This is a genomic window from Afipia sp. DC4300-2b1, assembly GCF_049895725.1.
In the GTDB taxonomy this organism is placed as follows: Bacteria; Pseudomonadota; Alphaproteobacteria; order Rhizobiales; family Xanthobacteraceae; genus Afipia; species Afipia broomeae.
Map to the genome: position 1 here is coordinate 785,783 of NZ_JAFCSX010000001.1, position 19,049 is coordinate 804,831.

Consider the following 19,049-nt stretch of genomic DNA (forward strand, 5'->3'; position numbering starts at 1 on the left):
GTTTCACAAAGGCAAGCCATGCCCGCAGTCGTCGAGATCTACACCCGCCCCGGATGCGGCTATTGCAGCGCTGCCAAGTCGCTGCTGAACCGCAAGAGTGCGACCTTCACCGAGTTCGATGTGGCGGTCGATCCGAACTGGCGCGCCGAGATGGTCCAACGCTCGAACGGCGGCGCGACGTTTCCGCAGATCTTCATCGACAAGCAGCATGTCGGCGGCTGCGACGAACTCTATGCGCTCGACCGCGAAGGCAGGCTCGACGGCCTGCTCGCCGGTCAGAAGGTATCTTCATGACGGCCAGCATCGAAAGCGGCGCTCCGTTCACCGCAGCCATGGTGCAGATGCGCACCGCGATGCTGCCGGAGACAAGCCTCGCCCAGGGAATCGCGCTGATCCGTGAAGCCAAGGCCAAGGGCGCGGACTACGTCCAGACACCTGAAGTCACCAACATCATCCAGCAGAACCGCAAGGCGCTGTTCGAACTGCTGGCGAACGACGAAGACGACCGTTCGCTTAAGGCCTATCGCGACCTCGCGCGCGAACTGAAAATCTACCTGCACATCGGATCGATTGCGGTACGCGCTACACCGGAACGCGCAGCCAATCGTTCGTTCCTGATCGCGCCGGACGGCAACATCCTCGCCAGCTACGACAAGATTCACATGTTCGATATCGAACTCGACGGCGGCGAGAGCTACCGCGAGTCCGCCAATTATCAGCCGGGCGAAACCGCCGTCATCTCCGATCTGCCGTGGGGCCGGATCGGGCTGACGATCTGCTACGATGTTCGCTTTCCCGCGCTTTACCGTGCGCTCGCGGAGGCCGGTGCGTCGTTCATCGCCGTGCCGTCCGCTTTCACGGTCAGGACCGGCGAGGCGCACTGGAGCACTCTGCTGCGGGCCCGCGCCATCGAGAACGGCTGCTTCATCTTCGCCGCCGCGCAGGCCGGCAAACACGAAAGCGGCCGCGAAACCTACGGCCATTCGCTGATCGTCGATCCATGGGGTGAAATCCTCGCGGAAGGCGGCGCCGAACCCGGCGTGGTGCTGGCGAAGATCGACCCGGCGAAAGTGCAGGCGGTCCGCAAGAGCATCCCGTCTCTGCAGCATGGCCGCCGCTTCGGCCTCGCCGACCCGAAGGCCGGGCCGGAACATCTGCATCTCGTACGAGGATCGGCATGATCCGCTATGCGCTGCGCTGTGAGCGCGGCCACGCATTCGACAGCTGGTTTCAGAGTTCCGCAACTTACGACAGCCAGCGCAAGCGCGGGCTTGTCGCCTGCCCCGTCTGTGAATCCATCAAGGTCGATAAGGCAATCATGGCCCCGCGCATCGCGCGCAAGGGGAAATCCAAATCGGCGCCGGAGCCGGTAGCCCCAGCGGCCGACGACACCACATCGACATCGCTGGTGATGGCGCCGCAGGAACGCGAGCTTGTGGCCAAGCTGAGAGAGTTGCGCGACACCGTCCTCAGGAATGCCGACAATGTCGGCAACAAGTTCCCCGAAGAAGCCCGCAAGATGCATTACGGAGACACCGAGCATCGCGCGATCTACGGCGAGGCAACCACCGAAGAGGCGCGCGCGCTGATCGACGAAGGCATCGAAGTGGCTCCTCTTCCTGTGCTGCCGGGCGACAGGAATTAAGGCACGTCCTCATGCGGCCAGCCCTACTCCGGCATGGTCGCGCACGGCAGCCTGGCAGAAGCCCCGACCGAGCACACCCCGGCCACGTAGATCTCGACCATCCTCTCGAAGCTCTCGTCATACGAATGGACTTGCGAGAATGAGCCCAGGATCTGATGCATGGTAAAGCCGCGCACTAAGCTGCGAAGCATATACCAGGCGCTTTCTGCGTGTTGCCCATGCACTCCACATTCAGCAAGAATAGATTTAATGAAGTCGTAAAGTTCTTTGTCGCCTGCCCGCCACTCGGCACAATCAATTGTGGCCGTTCTGGATGTGGCAGCCCACAAGGCGGGACGGTCCAACGCATACTGTCGCATTTCTCGGGCAACCGACTTCAAGGCGTCAAATGACGTTTGGTCCGTGCATGCCGTCTTCAACCTAACGAGAAGGTCGCGATACCCCTTTATGGCGAAGAATCTCCGCAATTCCGGAAACGGATAACGCTTGTCGCCGCAGAAATCCTTTACCTCTGAGGCGAGATCTCTAGCGAGCAGTTGATCCCAGGATGTCGACAACATTTGATCAACGTTAAAGCTACGTTCGCTCATAAATCCAGACTCGCGTTCAGGAGGAAGGTCGGTTGTCTTCGCAGATACAAGACTTCGATCAGGTTGCCGCGTGTGCTGACTCTCCTGCATTGTTTGGAGACCAACCTTGGAGGGGGCGTGAATAAGAGGTGGAACTGGGTGAGATCACCCGGAAGAATCGCCTCAATTTGGGCACCGAGGTCCCAAACGCTCAAGACCCGGCAGTTTGTGGCCCACAATCCATCGACCGACGTGCATCTCGCATAAAGTGGAGTGGAGAAAGCTACGCGCTTCGGCTTCGCCAGACTCAAGGACGGAAAGCCCAGCGTCTGTCTGGTCCTCGACTCATTTGCGAGGACAATGGCTCGCAGGCGGGAAACGTTTCCCGGCTCTACTGGCAGTTGTTCTGACAGTTGAGTCGCCTGACGCTCGTGAATCGTCGGTCGTTGCATCTGCAGCCGTATTTTTGCTAATGGCGGCGAAAAAGTCCTAGGTTCCCTGAGAGTGAACGTCCAACAACGGAGTTTCGAGTTGCGTTTGTTCCTAGCAAATGGTGTGTGCTTGTATTCGGCTACCATGGATCAATTCGTCGGCTACGCGACGGTTAAGGAACGGCAACCAGTTGAAAGCGATATTCTCGACCTCTGCGGTTCACCCCCGCGACCGATTTGATTATTGGCACAGCGTCGCCTGCAAGGAGATCATCGGTCATGACTCTGTGCCGGAAAACCGGGCGACGTTTCAGGCCGAGATCAAAGCCTCGAACTTCGGCAATCTGGACCTTGTTGAATTCAACAACTCGCCGATGCAGGTCGCTCACACCTTGGCCCATGTCGGGCGCACCAGCCCGGACACAGTGTTCCTGTGTTACCAGTTGTCGGGTAAAATCTTTATCGTCCAGAACGCGCGCGAGGTTAACCTGGACGCCGGTTCGCTGACACTTCTTGAGCCGCGCTTGCCTTATGATGCGCGGTTTTCGCGAGATTCGAAAACCCTTGTTATCAAGGCTCCGCGTCGCGAGCTACGCGCACGAATCGGTGGTTGCCAGGATTTGATCGGGCGCCGTGTGTCGACAGAGCGGGCGGACGATGATCTGGCACTTTCTGTTGCCGCAAAGCTGCCATTGCTCGCTGGGAGGATAACTTCTTTAATGGAAGAGATGGTCGGAAATCATGTCCTCGACTTAATCGGATTATCCATTGCGAGAACAACCGGGAGCGCGACTGCTCGCGTCTCAAATCCAAAAGCGTTGTTGCTGGGACAGATTCGTGCAGTGGTCGAAGCGAGGCTCACCGACCCCAACCTCGACGGACAGAAGGTCGCCGATACTGTCGGAATAAGCGTCCGATATGCGAACGCAATTCTTGCCGAACAGGATCTCTCGCTTCACCGTCTCATTCTGTCGAGGCGGCTCTCACATTGCCGGGTTGCTTTCGAAGATCCCGACCAGATGCATCGAACCATAGCCGAAATCGCGCAGGGATGGGGGTTTTCGGACATGACGCACTTTGGCCGCTGCTTTAAAGCAGCGTACGGGGCTTCACCGCGCGAGTATCAGAAATCGGCGGCGCAATCTCGGCAAGATGGGCGGCTCTGACCCTGGGTGCGCATCGAGAGAAAAAAGTGGCGACCTCCATCGGCGGTCCGCTAGGGTAACCCGACGAGGCGCAATGGCTCGGCGCTCATGAGTCTGCGTCCTGGATCAAACCTGGGAGCCACCCGAGAACCTGATATGAGCCCCGATTCGATGTCCTGGTCCGGTTCATGGCAGATGTGGGCGTTGCTGTCGGCGGTGTTTGCCGCGCTCACCGCGATTTTCGCCAAGGTCGGCGTCGAGGACATCAACCCTGATCTGGCGACGTTCATCCGCACGATCATCGTGCTGGCGAGTTTCGCGGTCATTCTCTTCGCCACCGGACAGTTCAGCGCGCCCGGTCACATCTCAACGAGAACCTGGACATTCCTCGTGCTGTCCGGGCTCGCAACCGGCGCGTCGTGGCTCTGTTACTTTCGCGCGCTCAAGCTTGGGCCAGCGACGCTCGTGGCGCCGATCGACAAGCTGAGCGTGGTGCTGGTCGCGCTGTTCGCGTTTCTGTTTCTTGGCGAGCGGCCGTCCGCAACGGGATGGCTCGGGATCGTGCTGATCGCGGCGGGCGCCGTGCTTCTTGCCGTGAAGAAGTAACTTAAACCGCCACCAGCATCGCCACGCCGATCAGGATCAGCGCAATACCGGATATTTCCCGCGCCGATATGGGCTGCTTCATCGAATAATAAGCCGCCACTTGCGCGAACAGCACCTCGACCAGCGCCAGCGTCCGCACATTCGCGGCGGCAGTGAGCGCGAAGGCAAGAAACCAGAACAGCGACGCGAACGATCCCATGAAGCCGGCAAACATCGACGGCTTCCAGAGCCGGAAGATCGCCGTCATGGTGCCCGGTGCGCGCACGATCAGCCAGCCTGACAGGACGATGGTTTGCATCAGCAGGGTCGCGACCAGCGTCACGCTTGCGGCGGTAACGAAGCTGACGCCAGTGACGTTGAGAATGGCGCCGCGATAGCCGACCGCTGACAACGCAAAGAACGACGCCGCCAGCAATCCCAGCGCGGTCGGTTTCAGGGTGCCGAAGCCCTTCATGCCGCCGGGCCGCAGCGCGGTAATCACCACACCGATGGTGGCGATCAGAATGGCCGCAACCTTCAACACCGTGAGATGGTCCGCGAGGAACACAAACCCGAAGATCGCCGCCTGGATGGCCTCGGTCTTCAGATATGCCGTCGTCACCACGAACGAGCGCTCGTTCATCGCCATCAGCATCAGGGCGGTGGCAACAATCTGGGCCATGCCGCCGACCACGAGCCACGCCCAGAAGCCGGCCTCCGGCCACGACAGCCGGTCGCCATTCACGGCGAGGATCAGCCCGAGAAAAACAAGCGAAAACGGAAATCCGAACAGGAATCTGATATGGGTCGCGCCGAGCGTGCCAAGCTGAGCCGTCAGCCCGCGCTGCATGGCGTTGCGCACGACCTGACCTGCCGCCGCGAGCAGAGTGAAGGGTATCCAGAGCCAAACGAACTGGGTCATGATGAGGGACAGGGCCAGAACGGCGGGAGCGCTGCATCCCAGAGGGCCATTGTCAGCGGCCCCCGGTCAACCGGCACGATCTCACGCCGGCGTTGCACGATCCTAAACCGCCGCCTCCGCGATCACCATGTAGTTCACGTCCACGTCGGACGAGAGGCTCCACCGGTCGGCCAGCGGATTGTAGACCACGCCCGCCTGATCGCTGATGGCGAGCTTGTTGCGCTCGAGATGATGCGTCAGTTCGGCCGGCGTGACGAACTTGTCCCATTGATGGGTGCCGCGCGGCAGCCAGCGCAGAATGTATTCCGCGCCGACGATGGCAAGGGCAAAACTCTTCCAGGTGCGGTTGATGGTCGAAACCACCATCATGCTGGTCGGCTTGAGCAGCGCCGCGCAGCGATCGAGAAACATCCCGACATTGGCGACGTGCTCGACAACCTCCATCGCCAGCACGATGTCGAACCGTTCACGCGGGTCCATCTCTTCGATGGTCGTGCAGCGGTAGTCGATGCTGAGGTGACCCCGTTCGGCATGAAGTTTGGCAACCGCGATGTTGGTGGCCGACGGATCGACGCCGATCACCTGCGCGCCGAGACGGGTCAGCGGCTCGCACAGCAGGCCTGCGCCGCAGCCGATATCAAGGATACGCAGCCCCGACAGACAGTTCAGACTCTTCGGGTTGCGGTCGAACTTGCGGCACGCCGCGTCGCGGATATAGGCCAGCCGCAACGGATTGATCTTGTGCAGCGGCGCCATCTTGCCCTTCGGGTCCCACCACTGCTCAGACAGCTGCGAGAACCGCGCGACTTCGCCGGGATCGACCGTGGACGCAGGTGGAGAATTTGTACTCATGACGGGCGTTTACCGGGTTATCGACAATGCCTGCCGAAAATTTAGCGTGCCGTGATATGATTGCGGAATTCGATCGGCGCACCGATCATCTTTATCGTCTTCGTGCCTTCTCCGACACCGTTAACCCTGACATCTCCCCATCCAAAAATCCGGCCCAGGATGCTCTGGCTGACATCGACGCTTTCGATTTTATCGAGGCTCATCTCAAAGGTCTGGCGCTTGATGAAGCCTTCCTTGTGGACCACCCGCAGCGACGTCACGTCCGTTTCCGTCGTCCAACGCTGGAACCAGGCCCGAAACAGCAGGAAGCCGCCCACAAGCGCCAGAAGGGCGCTCAACGCCAGCAGCGGGAAGATGACCCCGCCGCCCGAACCGACCAGACAGGCCGCGGAGGCGGCCAGGCAAACCAGTCCCGGGAGATAGACGATCCCGTGAATCGTGGTGGAATACAGAATCTTCTCGCCTGGCTGCAGGATATCGTCGATATAGCGGCTCATTCCCGTCCCGTGTTGCTTGCTCGCGACCTGATGGGTATGTATAGCCGCCTTTTCGGGGCCGTGCTGCCGTTTTGCGCGGAACTGGCTCCTTACTGACAACCAGCCTAACCGGGACCGCGCCATTCACCATGGGCCGCCTTGTGATGAAATTCGGCGGCACGTCCGTCGCCAACATCGACCGCATCCGCAACGTCGCGCAGCACGTGAAGCGCGAGGTCGATGCCGGTCATGACGTCGCCGTTGTCGTGTCAGCCATGTCCGGCAAGACAAACGAACTGGTGGCCTGGGCCACCGAGACCTCGCCGCTGCACGACGCGCGTGAATACGACGCCATCGTGGCGTCAGGCGAACAGGTCACGTCCGGCCTGCTGGCCATCGCGCTGCAGGCGCTCGGCATTCAGGCCCGCTCGTGGCAGGGCTGGCAGATTCCGATCCAGACCAGCGACGCGCATGCGTCTGCCCGCATCACCGGCATCGACGGCAGCGAACTGATCAAGCGTTTCAAAGAACGCAAGGAAGTCGCCGTGATCGCCGGCTTCCAGGGCATCCACGAAGCGACGGGCCGCGTGACCACGCTCGGCCGCGGCGGCTCCGATACATCCGCCGTTGCGATTGCGGCTGCGATCCACGCCGACCGCTGCGACATCTACACCGATGTCGATGGCGTCTACACCACCGATCCACGTGTGGTGCCGAAAGCGCGGCGGCTGGAGAAGGTCGCGTTCGAGGAAATGCTGGAAATGGCGTCGCTTGGCGCCAAGGTGCTGCAGGTCCGCTCCGTGGAGCTGGGCATGGTTCACAACGTCCCGGTGTTCGTGCGCTCGAGCTTCGACAAGCCGGAAGATATCGATCCCCACGGCACGCCGCCGGGAACGCTGATTTGCAGCGAGGAGGAAATCATGGAAAGTCAGGTCGTCACCGGGATCGCGTTCTCAAAGGACGAAGCCCAGATCTCCGTGCGCCAGATCGAGGACAAGCCAGGCATCGCAGCCGCGATTTTCGGGCCGCTTGCGGATGCGAGCATCAATGTCGACATGATCGTGCAGAACGTGTCCGAGGACGGCAAGTACACCGACCTCACCTTCACCGTTCCGGCCTCCGAATACAGCCGCGCCAAGGACACCATCACCAAGGCGAAGGACAAGATCGGTTACAAGGCGATGGACTCGGCCACCGACGTCGCCAAGGTTTCGGTGATCGGCATCGGTATGCGCAGCCACGCCGGCGTCGCGGCGCAGGCCTTCAAGGCGCTGTCCGAGCGCAACATCAACATCCGCGCCATCACCACATCCGAGATCAAGTTCTCGCTGCTGATCGACGCGGCCTATACCGAACTGGCCGTCCGGACGCTGCATACGCTCTACGGGCTGGATCAGGCCTAAGCCCGACCCTGCCTGTAGGCCGCCGCGGCATTTTGCCGAAGTCATTTTGCTGGACTGCCTCTCATCTTTGGCAGGTGTTTTGCTTGGCAAAACGCGCCTCAATTCGATATAGCCTCAGGATAAGGCACCCGCGCCCGCGCCTCTGGTTCTGGACCGTCTGCTACGTCCCAAAATCGGCCAAGCGGCCCACGCGAGACCTGAAAAGTCGTTATTTTACTGCTAGTTAACGCTATGGCAGCCGGTTGCGGGCCGTGCTGGAATTGCGGGTAAGGATGTCAACGGATGCGGAGCGCGCTGGGAGGCCCCCGCGTCTTGTTGAGACGGCTCCGCGAAGTGATGGCCGAACAGGTCAGCGCTCAGGAACGGCTCGACAAGATCGTGGTGCTGATCGCCGCCAACATGGTGGCGGAGGTCTGCTCGACCTACGTGCTGCGCGTCGACAACACCCTTGAGCTCTATGCCACCGAAGGTCTGAACCGGGACGCGGTCCACCAGACCGTGCTGAACGCCCACGAAGGCCTTGTCGGTCTCGTTGCCTCCGAGGCGACGCCGCTGAACCTGTCGAACGCGCAGTCGCATCCCGCATTCTCGTACCGCCCGGAAACCGGCGAAGAAATCTATCACTCGTTCCTCGGTGTGCCGATCCTGCGATCGGGCAACACGCTCGGCGTGCTGGTGGTGCAGAACCGCGCTCACCGCACCTACGTCGAGGAAGAAGTCGAAGCGCTGCAGACCACCGCCATGGTGGTCGCGGAGATGATCGCCTCGGGCGAGCTGTCGGCCATCGCCAAGCCTGGTGCCGAGCCGGCGGCACGTCATTCGCTGCACAAGACCGGCGCGATCCTGTCGGATGGCATCGCGCTCGGCCATGTCGTGCTGCACGAGCCGCGCGTCGTCATCACCAACTACATCGCCGAGGATCTGCCGAAGGAACTCAAGCGGCTCGACACCGCGATCCTGAAACTGCGCTCCGATCTCGACCGCATGCTGGAACGCGGCGATGTCGCCGAAGGCGGCGAGCACCGCGATGTGCTTGAAGCCTACCGCATGTTCGCCAACGACCAAGGCTGGCAGCACAAGCTGCATGAGGCTGTGGCAACGGGCCTGACAGCGGAAGCCGCCGTTGAGCGCGTGCAGTCCGATACCCGGGCGCGCATGCTGCGCTCGACCGATCCCTATCTGCGCGACCGCCTGCACGATCTGGAAGACCTCGGCCATCGCCTGATGCGGCAACTGGTCGGACAGGATCACGCGCCCTCGCGCGAGCAGTTGCCCGACAACGCCATCCTGATCGCGCGCTCGATGGGCCCGGCTGCATTGCTCGATTACGACCGCAAGCGGCTACGCGGTCTTGTGCTGGAAGAAGGCACTGCCAACTCGCATGTGTCGATCGTCGCGCGCGCGCTCGGCATTCCGGCAGTCGGTGAAGTGGCGAACGCCGCAGGCATCGCCGATCCCGGCGACGCGATCATCGTCGATGGCACGTCGGGTTCGATCTACATCCGTCCGTCACAGGAAATCCAATCCGCCTACGCCGAGCGGGTGCGCTTCCGCGCACGCCGTCAGGAACAGTACCGCGAATTGCGGGACAAGCCCTGCGTCACGAAAGACGGCCAGCCCGTCGACTTGATGATCAACGCGGGTCTCATCATCGACCTGCCCCACATCGACGACACGGGCTCATCCGGCATCGGACTGTTCCGCACCGAACTGCAGTTCATGGTTGGCCAGAGCCTGCCGCGCACCAGCGAGCAGCTTGCGCTGTATCGTTCGGTGCTGGATGCGGCCGGCGACAAGCCGGTCACATTCCGCACGCTTGATATCGGCGGCGACAAGGCGCTGCCGTACATGGATACGATCGTGGAAGAGAACCCGGCGCTCGGCTGGCGCGCGATCCGCCTCGGCCTCGATCGTCCAGGCCTGCTCCGCGGGCAGATCCGCGCGCTTTTGCGTGCGGCCTCGGGAAGATACTTGCGTGTCATGTTCCCGATGATTTCGCAGGTCGATGAATTCGATCAGGCCAAGCTCGTCATCGAGCGCGAACTGACCTATCTGCGCCAGCACGGACATACCCTGCCCGAGCGCGTCGATGTCGGCACCATGGTCGAGGTCCCGGCACTGCTCTATCAGATGGACGAACTGCTCATGCGGGTCGACTTCGTTTCAGTCGGCTCGAACGACCTGTTCCAGTTTCTGTTCGCGGTCGATCGCGGCAACTCGCGGGTCACCGACCGCTTCGACACGCTGTCGGCGCCGATCCTGCGGGCCCTGCGCGACATCGCGAAGAAGGCCAATGCGGCAGGCAAGTCCGTCTCGCTGTGCGGCGAGATGGCCTCGCAGCCGCTCGGCGCACTGGCGCTGATCGCGCTGGGCTACCGCTCGCTGTCGCTATCGGCTACGGCGCATGGTCCGGTGAAGGCTCTGATTCTCGATCTCGACGCCAAGAAAGTCGAGGCCATGATTATGCCGCTGCTGGATGCGCCGGCTGGAAGCGTATCGATTCGCAGCAAGCTGATGGAATTCGCCGAAGCCGAAGGGCTTTCGTTGTAGCGACACTTCTGGACAGTTCCGAAGCCCGCCGCTGAATTCATCCCGACCGATCGAGACCCATGACCACACTTCCCGAAGTTAAACTCGATGCCTTGCTGGCGCGTCATGCTTCACTTGAGGCCGAACTGCTCGGCCAGGTGAACTCGGAAACCTATGTTCGCATCACCCGCGAACTGAGCGAACTGACGCCGGTGGTCGACGCCGTGAAGGCGTATCGTTCGGCAGTCGACGAGATCGCCGGCATCGATGCACTGATCGCCGATCCTGCCACCGAACCGGACATGCGGGCGATGGCGGAGGGTGAACGGCCGCAGCTTGAAGCCCGGCGCGACGAACTCGCGCAGGATATTCGCATCGCGCTGTTGCCCAAGGACGCGATGGACGAGCGCAACGTGATGCTCGAAATCCGCGCCGGCACCGGCGGCGATGAAGCCTCGCTGTTCGCCGGCGACCTGTTCCGGATGTACGAACGCTTCGCGTCGCTGCAGGGCTGGAAGGTAGATCTTATTTCCGCGTCCGAAGGCACCATGGGCGGCTACAAGGAAATCGTCGCCGAGGTGCAGGGCCGCGGCGCATTCGCCAAGCTGAAATTCGAATCCGGCGTACACCGCGTGCAGCGCGTGCCCGATACCGAAACCCAGGGCCGCATCCACACGTCGGCTGCAACCGTGGCCGTGCTGCCTGAAGCTGAAGAAGTCGACGTCGCCATCAAGAATGACGACCTGCGGATTGAGACCATGCGCGCACAGGGCGCCGGCGGACAGCATGTCAACAAGACTGAATCCGCAATCCGCATCACGCACATTCCGACCGGCATCGTCGTCAACATGCAGGACAGCCGGTCCCAGCATAAGAATCGCGCCAGCGCGATGAACATTTTGCGCTCACGCATCTATGACGCCGAGCGGCAGCGTATCGACGCCGAACGCTCCGCCGAACGCAAGGGCCAGGTCGGGTCCGGCGACCGCTCCGAACGGATCCGGACCTACAATTTTCCGCAGGGCCGCGTCACCGACCACCGGATCAACCTCACGCTCTACAAATTGCCGCAGGTGATCGCGGGCGATGCGCTCGGCGAACTGGTCGATGCGCTGACCACCGAACATCAGGCAAAGCTGCTTGCAGAACAGGGCAACGCGCTGTGAGCGCGAGCCATCCGTTCGCCGGATTGACGATAGAAGCGTCCCGCCGCGCGCTCGCGGCTCAATTCAAGGCACGCGGTATCGAGACCCCTGAACTCGATGCGCGGCTGCTGATCGGCGCCGCGCTCGATCTCGATCACACCGCCCTCGCCGCACAGGCGGCGCGCCTCATCACCAGCGAGGAATCGAAAGCGATCGCACGGTTCGCTCAGCGCCGGATGGCGCATGAACCGGTGGCACGCATTCTGGGCCGCAAGGAATTCTGGGGTCTTGATTTCGAGCTTTCCGCGGCGACGCTGGTCCCGCGCCCCGATACCGAAACCGTCATTGAGGCCGCGCTGGAATTCTTCCAAAACTCCCGAGCCAGCGCGCTGCGCATCGCAGATATCGGCACCGGATCCGGCGCCATTCTGCTGGCACTGCTGTCCGAATTTCCGGAGGCAACAGGCGTCGGCACTGACATCAGTTCGGAGGCTCTCGCAACTGCGGAGTTGAATGCACGCCGCTTCGATCTCGCCGGCCGGGCTTCGTTCGTCCGATGCGACTATGCCGCCGCGCTGTCCGGTCCGTTCGATCTCATCGTCTCGAATCCGCCCTACATCCCTTCCTCACACATCGCGACCCTCGACCACGATGTCCGCGATCACGACCCGATTCTGGCGCTGGACGGGGGCACGGATGGTCTGGATGCCTATCGTGCAATCATCCCTCAGGCAGCCGCCCTGCTCGGCCCTGATGGGGTCCTGATCGTCGAGACCGGGCACGATCAAAGCACGCCTGTGAGCGATCTGATGCGCGCGGCGAAATTAACTCTCCCACGGCCGCCTGTGGCCGATCTGGGCGGCATTCACCGTGCCGTCATGGGGCGAAAAGCGGCATTTTAAAGGGTATCCGGGCCAGAAAAAACCTCTTGGAATATTGCCCCGGAGCGACTACGTTCCGGCCACAGCATCGGTTCAGGGTCGTGGCCCCCGTTCATACGGGCCGAGCCAGAAGTCTCGAGAGGGACGCCCGCCGAGTGAAAGGTTCCTACAAAGGCAGGTCATGACGAGCGCGAAGGCTGAAAGAGCTGCGCTGCTTGAGACCTCGAAGCGAACGAAAGCCTGATATTGCGCTTGAACGATCAACCGCTCAACGTCACGCCTGAAGGCTCAGGCTGATCCGGCCCAGACGGCTCATTGCCTGCGGGCATTTGGAGAACGCGTCCTTGTTGAACGCGAAATACGGCAACTACGGTCTGACTATTTACGGTATCGCCGCCTGCGCGAATGCATCGCGCCGTGTCCGCACATCAATCATCACGATCCAGAATCGGTAAAAGGCACCACATGAGAAACGGCCCGAACAACAACAAGCGTATGCGTAGCCGGAACAACAACAATAATAATAACAATAACAACAACCGGCGCGGCCAGAACCCGATGACCCGGGTTTTCGAGTCCAACGGACCGGACATCAAAATTCGCGGCACCGCCTCTCATGTTGCAGAAAAGTACGTCCAGCTCGCGCGCGATGCGCGCTCGTCCGGTGATCCGGTCGCCGCTGAAAACTACTACCAGCATGCCGAACACTATTTCCGTCTGATCGCCGCGGCGCAGGAACAGTTCCGCCAGAACCAGCCGCAACAGCAGCAGCCGATGCCGCGCCAGGACGGCGACGCCCTCGACGACAATGGCGACGACAGCGACAGCTACTCCAATTTCGGCGCTGAGCCCGGCTTTGTTCCGTCGCAACAGCAGCAGCCGCAGTTCCAGCCGCGCGAGTCCCAGCCGTATCCGCGCGAACAGCATCAGCCGCGTGAGCAGAACTTCCGTGATCGCGATCAGCGTTCGCAGCCTTCGGCACAGCCCGCGGAAGGCGATCAGGTTGATCGGCTTCCATCCTTCATTACGGGTGGAGCCCAGCCGCAGCCAAACGGAAACAATGCTGAAGGCAACGGCAATCCGGGTGGCGAGCGCTTCGGTCATCGCCGCCGCCGCCGGCCGCCTGGCCCGCGTCCTGAAGGTCAGGCCCAGCCTGCGGGCGAAGATATCAATTCAGCCAGCGAATAAGCCTGTTCGATGATTTTGGGATTTAGCTGCCCGCCTGAGCGCTCCTCAGGCGGGCAGCTTTCGTTTAGCCGGCCGCAGGCCGGTCGTCGCGCCGTGTCGGCGTCGGCAAGAGAACCGGCGGCATCGACGGAATAAGACGCGTGCGCTCGCGATGTGCCGGAATTGCGCGGTAGACCTGCTTCGATGCTTCCACGATGTGAACGCCGGCAAACGGCGACGACACCGCCGCGCTCATCCGCTCCCACGCCATTGCCGAACGAAGCACCCATCCGCCCTGAAATGGCGGCACGAACAGCGCTTCGCCCCATGCGGTCGGCGTGAACCATGTCTGCCGAAGCAATTGCGTAATCTGCGAGCGCGAGTACGGCCGGCCGTGTCCGAACGGCGTATTATCGGTCCGCGTCCACACGCCGCGGCGGTTGGGGATGATGGCCATCATCCGTCCCGACGGCGCCAGCACGCGCCAGACTTCGCGCAGCAGGCCTTCCGGATCGTCGGATATTTCCAGCGCATGAACCAGCAGGATGCGGTCGATCGCGGCGTCCGCCAAAGGCAGCGCGAACTCGTCGACCAGCGTCGACAACGTCGGCCGTGCCGTGGGCCATTTAAGAACGCCCTGAGCGGCGGGCATCAGCGCGATGCACCGCTCCGCATCCTCGCGAAACAGGCCAAGATACGGCGTCGGATAACCAAGCCCGGCCACGCGCAGGCCATCCGCCTGCGGCCAGTGCCGCTGGATGCCGCGATTGATCAAACGCCGTGCCACCGCGCCAAGGCGCTGCGAATAGAAATTCCGCAGATCGATCACATCGATTGTCATGATCCCAGCCTATCACGAGGAACAGCGCCGTGCAGCGGCCGCGCGGCCATCCCAGCAACGGCGTTAACGCATTTCACTCGCGAATGAGGGCGTGTTAGCCTGTGCCATCACGACAAATGGAGCCGTCATGACTGCCGAGATTCGCCTGTTTCCCTGCCTCTCCGACAATTTCGGCTATCTCATTCACGATCCGGTCACCAAGGCCACCGCCTCGATCGACGCGCCGGAAGCAGCTCCCATCATCAAGGCGTTGCAGCGCGAGGGCTGGACGCTGACCGACATTCTGGTCACCCATCATCACATGGACCATGTCGGCGGCATCGCCGAACTCAAGGAAAAATACAATTGCCGCGTGGTTGCGCCGCACGACAAGGCCGCGGCGATTCCGCTGGTCGATGAACGCGTCAAGGAAGGCGATACCGTCAAGGTCGGCAACCTCACTGCGCGCGTGCTCGAAACCCCGGGCCATACGCTCGATCACATCAGCTACGTGTTCGACGCGGACCGCGCGCTGTTTTGTGCCGACACCCTGTTCTCGATCGGCTGCGGCCGCGTCTTCGAGGGCACCTATCCGATGATGTGGGACTCGCTTCTGAAGCTGCGCGCATTGCCGAACGACATGCGCGTCTATTGCGGCCACGAGTACACCGCATCAAACGTCAAGTTCGCGCTGGGCATTGAGCCGAACAATCCGGCGCTGAAGGCACGCGCCGAGGAAGTGGCGAAACTGCGTGCAGCAAACCAGCCGACGATTCCGACCCTGATCCGCGACGAGAAGGAAGCCAACACGTTCCTGCGTGCGGACGTTCCATCCGTTGCCGCCGCTGTCGGCCTCGCGGGCAAGAGCCCCGCAGACGTTTTCGGCGAACTGCGCGAACGCAAGAACAAGGCATGACGCGCGAACCATCCGCATTGACGGCCGACGCCATCGTCGCGCGCCTCGGCCTGCAGCCGCATCCTGAAGGCGGCTACTATCGCGAGACGTTTCGCGATACCCGCACCATCGATGGCGGCCGGGCCGTATCTACTGCGATCTACTTCCTGCTGGCGCGGGGCCAGACATCGCACTGGCATCGCGTCGATGCCGTCGAAATCTGGCACTACCATGCCGGCGATCCGCTGATGCTGCGGATCGCCGATGACGGCGGCGAACGCGCCATCCGGCTTGGATCGGATCTCAATGCCGGCGAACAACCGCAAGCTGTTGTACCTGCTCACGCATGGCAGGCCGCGGAGAGCACCGGCGACTGGACGCTGGTCGGCTGCACTGTGGCGCCCGGATTTGACTTTGCAAGGTTTGAGCTCGCGCCGCCGGATTGGTCACCGGCTTAAGGGGATCGTTTGAAGATCATGTCCTTCGCCGCGATCACCCCCCCGCCCGCGATCAGCGCGGCGGCGATGGCGAGTGTTGCGGTTGGCTTCGCAAAGCCGGCCATGATCAGAAACGCGGTCGACAGCACGGGCGTGGCATAAGAGGCTGCGCCCAATACGCGAATATCGCCGCGTTTCATGCCGATGTCCCATACAAAGAATGCGATACCTACCGGTCCGATCCCGAGTGCCACGATCGCAAGCCATTGCGTCATCGTCTCCGGCCAAACCGTCGTCTCAAGAACGAGATGGCCCACCGTCGCGAGCAGCGCAGTGGCGAAGCAAAATCCGGCAACCGCGTCGGTCGGCACCGCCGCCTGTTTCCGCGACATCACCGAATAGCCGGCCCAGACAAACGCAGCGATAAACGCTGCTATAAAGCCGGGAATATGCGCCGGATCGGGTGACGATCCGGTGTTTCCCGTGAACAGCAGGATCGTCCCGGCGAAGCCGAGAAGCGCGCCGACGATGTGATGCGGCGCCAGCCGCTCGCCCGGCAACAGCGAAGACAGCAGCACAATCAGGAGCGGCCAGAGATAATTCAGCAGTCCCGCTTCCGCCGGCGGCGCGAGGCGCAGCGCCAGAAAGTACAGCGCGTGATAGCCGAACAGCCCGCCAATGCCTACCAGCCACACCAGCAACGGTTGCCGCAACGCGCGAATGGCTGATGGCCGCCACAGCCATGTCAGCGGGCCGATGCAGGCACCGATGGCGAATGTCATCGCCAGTAATTGAAACGGCGGCACGCGGCCCGTCGCCACGGTGAGCGCGGCGAGCAGCGACCACATCACAATGGCAGCGAGGCCGACAAGGGTGGCGGTTGAGGACGTCATCGCGGATCAATGCCATTCAATCCGCGATAACGCCATATCCAGAGGCTGATTCCGTTGTTCGAGGAACAACGTCTATTGCAGGTATTGTCCGCCGTTGATGGTCATCGTTGACCCCGTAATGAAGCCGGAGTCGTCGGAGGCAAGGAATACCACTGCGCGCGCGATTTCCTCCGGCTCGCCGAGGCGGCTTACAGGAATCTGCGGAATGACATTCTTTTCGAGCACGTCCTTGGGCACGGCCTGGACCATCTCGGTGTTGATGTAGCCGGGGCAGATCGCGTTCACCGTGATCCCGCCGCGTGCATTCTCGAGCGCCAGCGCCTTGGTGAATCCGATATCGCCGGCCTTCGCAGCCGAATAATTGACCTGACCGAACTGGCCCTTCTGGCCGTTGATCGACGAGATGTTGATGATGCGCCCGAACTTGCGGCCGCGCATGCCCTCGATCACCTGCCTTGTCATGTTGAACAGCGAACCGAGATTGGTGTTCATCACGGCATTCCACTGATCGAGCGTCATCTTGTGGAACGGCACGTCGCGGGTGATACCGGCATTGTTGACGAGGACGTCGATCGCCCCGAGTTCGGCTTCGACTTTCTTCACGCCGTCCGCGCACGCATCGAACGCACCGACATCCCACTTGTAAACGGGAATTCCCGTCTCGGACTTGAATTTCGCTGCGGCTTCATCGTTGCCGGCATAACTCGCCGCAACCTTGTAATCCGCAGCCTTCAACGCCTTGCTGATCGCAGCGCCGATGCCGCGCGTTCCGCCTGTTACCAATGCCACGCGTGCCATATCAGGTATCCCCTCCGCAGTTCACTGAAGTGTTTTTAGAAAACAAGTATTCAGGCCAATTGCGATAACAGCAAGAAAAAATGCCCGGCAAACTGCCGGGCATTTTGATTTTGTATTGTGCAGTGCGTTCAGGGAATTTTATCGTTCAACGCACAATGCAATGCCCATGCCGCCGCCGATGCAAAGCGTCGCAAGGCCCTTCTTGGAATCGCGCTTCTGCATTTCATGCAACAGCGTCACCAGCACACGCGCGCCCGATGCACCGATCGGATGACCGATCGCAATCGCACCGCCGTTGACATTGACCTTGGCGGGATCCCAGCCGATTTCCTTGTTCACGGCCGAGGCCTGCGCGGCGAAAGCCTCATTGGCCTCGATCAGATCGAGATCGCTGGCTTTCCAGCCTGCTTTCTTGAGCGCGGCGCGGGACGCCGGGATCGGTCCGGTGCCCATGATGGACGGATCGACACCTGCCTGCGCCCACGAGACGATGCGTGCGAGCGGGGTCTTGCCTTCCTTGGCCGCCTGCTTTGCGGTCATCAGCACCAGCGCCGCGGCACCGTCATTGATGCCCGACGCGTTACCGGCGGTCACCGAACCGTCTTTCTCAAAGGCTGGCTTCAGCTTGGCCATCGCATCCATCGACGCGCCATGACGCGGACCTTCGTCCGCTTCCACGACGATATCGCCCTTGCGGGTCTTCACGGTAAACGGGACGATTTCATCCTTGAACTTGCCGGCCTTCTGCGCGGCCTCGGCCTTGTTCTGCGAACCGACGGCAAACTCATCCTGCTGCTGCCGGGTGATCTGGAATTGCCGCGCGACGTTTTCGGCGGTGTTGCCCATATGGTAGCCGTTGAAAGCGTCCCACAGGCCGTCCTTGATCATCGTATCGACGAAATCGAGAGCACCCATTTTCACGCCTGCGCGCAAATGCTGTGCATGGGGCGACATGCTCATGGATTCCTGGCCGCCGGCGACCACGATCTCGGAATCGCCGTTCATCAGCGCCTGATAGCCCAGCGCCACCGTGCGCAATCCCGAACCGCAGAGCATGTTGACGCCCCAGGACGGGCTTTCCACGGGAATGCCGGCCTTCATGGCGGCCTGACGGGCGGGATTCTGCCCCTGAGCGGCGGTCAGGATCTGGCCCATGATGACTTCGGAAACGCGCGCTGGCTCAATACCGGCCCGCTCAAGCGCAGCCTTGATGGCGACTGCACCCAGTTCGTGGGCTGGGATATTGGCGAACGCGCCGTTGAACGTGCCGACCGGGGTGCGGGCAGCGCTGACGATGACGACATCGTCGGACATGGGCATCTCCTGCTTTTTTGAAGTCGAAAGACGTGAGGGCGCGAGGGAAAGCCGCCACAAGGCTCAGGCTGGCTCTCGCACTATCCTGTTAACCTAGCCGTTTCGTGTCAATGAGCCAAAGCCATTCTGGCGGCTCGCCGGC

Annotated in this window: 20 protein-coding genes; 12 read left to right on the forward strand and 8 right to left on the reverse strand. The window is 61.7% G+C overall.

Annotated features, from left to right (window positions below):
* Nucleotides 1-18: 18 nt before the first annotated feature.
* From grxC to ACP7AL_RS03915, 3 genes are read left to right on the forward strand one after another with little or no spacing between them, the layout of a single operon-like run.
* The gene (grxC, locus tag ACP7AL_RS03905; protein ID WP_024921760.1) at nt 19-294 is read left to right on the forward strand and encodes a glutaredoxin 3; all 276 of its coding nucleotides are present in this window, start codon (nt 19-21) and stop codon (nt 292-294) included.
* Nucleotides 291-1,181, forward strand: a complete 891-nt coding sequence (locus tag ACP7AL_RS03910) for a carbon-nitrogen hydrolase family protein (RefSeq protein ID WP_425989077.1) — start codon at nt 291-293, stop codon at nt 1,179-1,181. Before grxC ends, ACP7AL_RS03910 begins: the two co-directional genes overlap by 4 nt.
* Nucleotides 1,178-1,645: a DUF1178 family protein gene (locus ACP7AL_RS03915; RefSeq protein WP_425989079.1), complete on the forward strand. Its 468-nt coding sequence runs from the start codon at nt 1,178-1,180 to the stop codon at nt 1,643-1,645. The genes ACP7AL_RS03910 and ACP7AL_RS03915 overlap by 4 nt, the downstream gene beginning before the upstream one ends.
* A gap of 23 nt (nt 1,646-1,668) precedes the next feature.
* Here ACP7AL_RS03915 and ACP7AL_RS03920 read toward each other — a convergent pair whose 3' ends face one another.
* Nucleotides 1,669-2,235 (reverse strand): TetR-like C-terminal domain-containing protein, encoded by a 567-nt coding sequence (locus tag ACP7AL_RS03920; protein WP_425989082.1) that lies wholly within the window; start codon nt 2,233-2,235, stop codon nt 1,669-1,671.
* 601 nt (nt 2,236-2,836) lie between these two features.
* Between ACP7AL_RS03920 and ACP7AL_RS03925 the strand changes: the two genes are divergently transcribed.
* Nucleotides 2,837-3,811 carry a helix-turn-helix domain-containing protein gene (locus ACP7AL_RS03925; protein ID WP_425989084.1) on the forward strand — a complete coding sequence of 325 codons (975 nt, stop codon included), beginning with the start codon at nt 2,837-2,839 and terminating at the stop codon, nt 3,809-3,811.
* A 135-nt stretch (nt 3,812-3,946) separates the two neighbouring features.
* The gene (locus ACP7AL_RS03930) at nt 3,947-4,396 is read left to right on the forward strand and encodes an EamA family transporter (RefSeq protein WP_425989087.1); all 450 of its coding nucleotides are present in this window, start codon (nt 3,947-3,949) and stop codon (nt 4,394-4,396) included.
* A 1-nt stretch (nt 4,397) separates the two neighbouring features.
* Here the strand turns inward: ACP7AL_RS03930 and ACP7AL_RS03935 are convergent, their stop codons facing one another.
* The 3 genes from ACP7AL_RS03935 to ACP7AL_RS03945 form a co-directional block, all read right to left on the reverse strand.
* Nucleotides 4,398-5,297, reverse strand: coding sequence for an EamA family transporter (locus ACP7AL_RS03935; RefSeq protein WP_425989090.1), 900 nt, complete (start codon nt 5,295-5,297; stop codon nt 4,398-4,400).
* A 102-nt stretch (nt 5,298-5,399) separates the two neighbouring features.
* The gene (ubiG, locus tag ACP7AL_RS03940) at nt 5,400-6,149 is read right to left on the reverse strand and encodes a bifunctional 2-polyprenyl-6-hydroxyphenol methylase/3-demethylubiquinol 3-O-methyltransferase UbiG (RefSeq protein WP_425989092.1); all 750 of its coding nucleotides are present in this window, start codon (nt 6,147-6,149) and stop codon (nt 5,400-5,402) included.
* Nucleotides 6,150-6,190: 41 nt separating this feature from the next.
* The gene (locus ACP7AL_RS03945; protein WP_024921414.1) at nt 6,191-6,646 is read right to left on the reverse strand and encodes a PH domain-containing protein; all 456 of its coding nucleotides are present in this window, start codon (nt 6,644-6,646) and stop codon (nt 6,191-6,193) included.
* A 128-nt stretch (nt 6,647-6,774) separates the two neighbouring features.
* Here ACP7AL_RS03945 and ACP7AL_RS03950 point away from each other — a divergent pair, with 128 nt between their 5' ends.
* From ACP7AL_RS03950 to ACP7AL_RS03970, 5 genes are all read left to right on the forward strand, one after another.
* Nucleotides 6,775-8,028 carry an aspartate kinase gene (locus ACP7AL_RS03950; protein ID WP_425989094.1) on the forward strand — a complete coding sequence of 418 codons (1,254 nt, stop codon included), beginning with the start codon at nt 6,775-6,777 and terminating at the stop codon, nt 8,026-8,028.
* 282 nt (nt 8,029-8,310) lie between these two features.
* The gene (gene ptsP, locus ACP7AL_RS03955) at nt 8,311-10,578 is read left to right on the forward strand and encodes a phosphoenolpyruvate--protein phosphotransferase (protein WP_425989096.1); all 2,268 of its coding nucleotides are present in this window, start codon (nt 8,311-8,313) and stop codon (nt 10,576-10,578) included.
* Between the two features lie 59 nt (nt 10,579-10,637).
* Entirely contained in the window at nt 10,638-11,723 is a 1,086-nt protein-coding gene (gene prfA, locus ACP7AL_RS03960) for a peptide chain release factor 1 (RefSeq protein WP_425989099.1), read from the forward strand.
* On the forward strand, nt 11,720-12,604 hold the full coding sequence (gene prmC / locus ACP7AL_RS03965) for a peptide chain release factor N(5)-glutamine methyltransferase (protein WP_425989102.1): 885 nt from the start codon (nt 11,720-11,722) through the stop codon (nt 12,602-12,604). Before prfA ends, prmC begins: the two co-directional genes overlap by 4 nt.
* 444 nt (nt 12,605-13,048) lie before the next feature.
* Nucleotides 13,049-13,771, forward strand: a complete 723-nt coding sequence (locus ACP7AL_RS03970) for a DUF4167 domain-containing protein (protein ID WP_425990016.1) — start codon at nt 13,049-13,051, stop codon at nt 13,769-13,771.
* Nucleotides 13,772-13,835: 64 nt separating this feature from the next.
* On the opposite strand, the gene ACP7AL_RS03975 is transcribed toward ACP7AL_RS03970, so the two are convergent.
* Nucleotides 13,836-14,591, reverse strand: a complete 756-nt coding sequence (locus ACP7AL_RS03975; RefSeq protein WP_006022455.1) for a methyltransferase domain-containing protein — start codon at nt 14,589-14,591, stop codon at nt 13,836-13,838.
* A gap of 127 nt (nt 14,592-14,718) precedes the next feature.
* On the opposite strand from ACP7AL_RS03975, the gene gloB reads away from it, so the two are divergent.
* Entirely contained in the window at nt 14,719-15,486 is a 768-nt protein-coding gene (gene gloB, locus ACP7AL_RS03980) for a hydroxyacylglutathione hydrolase (RefSeq protein ID WP_006022456.1), read from the forward strand.
* On the forward strand, nt 15,483-15,923 hold the full coding sequence (locus ACP7AL_RS03985; protein ID WP_425989104.1) for a cupin domain-containing protein: 441 nt from the start codon (nt 15,483-15,485) through the stop codon (nt 15,921-15,923). The genes gloB and ACP7AL_RS03985 overlap by 4 nt, the downstream gene beginning before the upstream one ends.
* On the opposite strand, the gene ACP7AL_RS03990 is transcribed toward ACP7AL_RS03985, so the two are convergent.
* The 3 genes from ACP7AL_RS03990 to ACP7AL_RS04000 form a co-directional block, all read right to left on the reverse strand.
* Nucleotides 15,920-16,795 carry a DMT family transporter gene (locus ACP7AL_RS03990; RefSeq protein WP_425989107.1) on the reverse strand — a complete coding sequence of 292 codons (876 nt, stop codon included), beginning with the start codon at nt 16,793-16,795 and terminating at the stop codon, nt 15,920-15,922. The genes ACP7AL_RS03985 and ACP7AL_RS03990 overlap by 4 nt on opposite strands.
* A gap of 72 nt (nt 16,796-16,867) precedes the next feature.
* Nucleotides 16,868-17,593 (reverse strand): acetoacetyl-CoA reductase, encoded by a 726-nt coding sequence (gene phbB / locus ACP7AL_RS03995; protein WP_024921406.1) that lies wholly within the window; start codon nt 17,591-17,593, stop codon nt 16,868-16,870.
* Between the two features lie 138 nt (nt 17,594-17,731).
* Nucleotides 17,732-18,907 (reverse strand): acetyl-CoA C-acetyltransferase, encoded by a 1,176-nt coding sequence (locus ACP7AL_RS04000; protein WP_006022460.1) that lies wholly within the window; start codon nt 18,905-18,907, stop codon nt 17,732-17,734.
* Nucleotides 18,908-19,049 lie beyond the last annotated feature (142 nt).

What these genes read in the sequence shown, in the direction of transcription:
- grxC (WP_024921760.1), top strand. Translation starts at nt 19, where the DNA reads ATGCCCGCAGTCGTCGAGATCTACACCCGCCCCGGATGCGGCTATTGC.
- ACP7AL_RS03910 (WP_425989077.1), top strand. Translation starts at nt 291, where the DNA reads ATGACGGCCAGCATCGAAAGCGGCGCTCCGTTCACCGCAGCCATGGTG.
- ACP7AL_RS03915 (WP_425989079.1), top strand. Translation starts at nt 1,178, where the DNA reads ATGATCCGCTATGCGCTGCGCTGTGAGCGCGGCCACGCATTCGACAGC.
- ACP7AL_RS03920 (WP_425989082.1), bottom strand. Translation starts at nt 2,235, where the DNA reads ATGAGCGAACGTAGCTTTAACGTTGATCAAATGTTGTCGACATCCTGG.
- ACP7AL_RS03930 (WP_425989087.1), top strand. Translation starts at nt 3,947, where the DNA reads ATGAGCCCCGATTCGATGTCCTGGTCCGGTTCATGGCAGATGTGGGCG.
- ACP7AL_RS03935 (WP_425989090.1), bottom strand. Translation starts at nt 5,297, where the DNA reads ATGACCCAGTTCGTTTGGCTCTGGATACCCTTCACTCTGCTCGCGGCG.
- ubiG (WP_425989092.1), bottom strand. Translation starts at nt 6,149, where the DNA reads ATGAGTACAAATTCTCCACCTGCGTCCACGGTCGATCCCGGCGAAGTC.
- ACP7AL_RS03945 (WP_024921414.1), bottom strand. Translation starts at nt 6,646, where the DNA reads ATGAGCCGCTATATCGACGATATCCTGCAGCCAGGCGAGAAGATTCTG.
- ACP7AL_RS03950 (WP_425989094.1), top strand. Translation starts at nt 6,775, where the DNA reads ATGGGCCGCCTTGTGATGAAATTCGGCGGCACGTCCGTCGCCAACATC.
- ptsP (WP_425989096.1), top strand. Translation starts at nt 8,311, where the DNA reads ATGCGGAGCGCGCTGGGAGGCCCCCGCGTCTTGTTGAGACGGCTCCGC.
- prfA (WP_425989099.1), top strand. Translation starts at nt 10,638, where the DNA reads ATGACCACACTTCCCGAAGTTAAACTCGATGCCTTGCTGGCGCGTCAT.
- ACP7AL_RS03970 (WP_425990016.1), top strand. Translation starts at nt 13,049, where the DNA reads ATGAGAAACGGCCCGAACAACAACAAGCGTATGCGTAGCCGGAACAAC.
- ACP7AL_RS03975 (WP_006022455.1), bottom strand. Translation starts at nt 14,591, where the DNA reads ATGACAATCGATGTGATCGATCTGCGGAATTTCTATTCGCAGCGCCTT.
- gloB (WP_006022456.1), top strand. Translation starts at nt 14,719, where the DNA reads ATGACTGCCGAGATTCGCCTGTTTCCCTGCCTCTCCGACAATTTCGGC.
- ACP7AL_RS03985 (WP_425989104.1), top strand. Translation starts at nt 15,483, where the DNA reads ATGACGCGCGAACCATCCGCATTGACGGCCGACGCCATCGTCGCGCGC.
- ACP7AL_RS03990 (WP_425989107.1), bottom strand. Translation starts at nt 16,795, where the DNA reads ATGACGTCCTCAACCGCCACCCTTGTCGGCCTCGCTGCCATTGTGATG.
- phbB (WP_024921406.1), bottom strand. Translation starts at nt 17,593, where the DNA reads ATGGCACGCGTGGCATTGGTAACAGGCGGAACGCGCGGCATCGGCGCT.
- ACP7AL_RS04000 (WP_006022460.1), bottom strand. Translation starts at nt 18,907, where the DNA reads ATGTCCGACGATGTCGTCATCGTCAGCGCTGCCCGCACCCCGGTCGGC.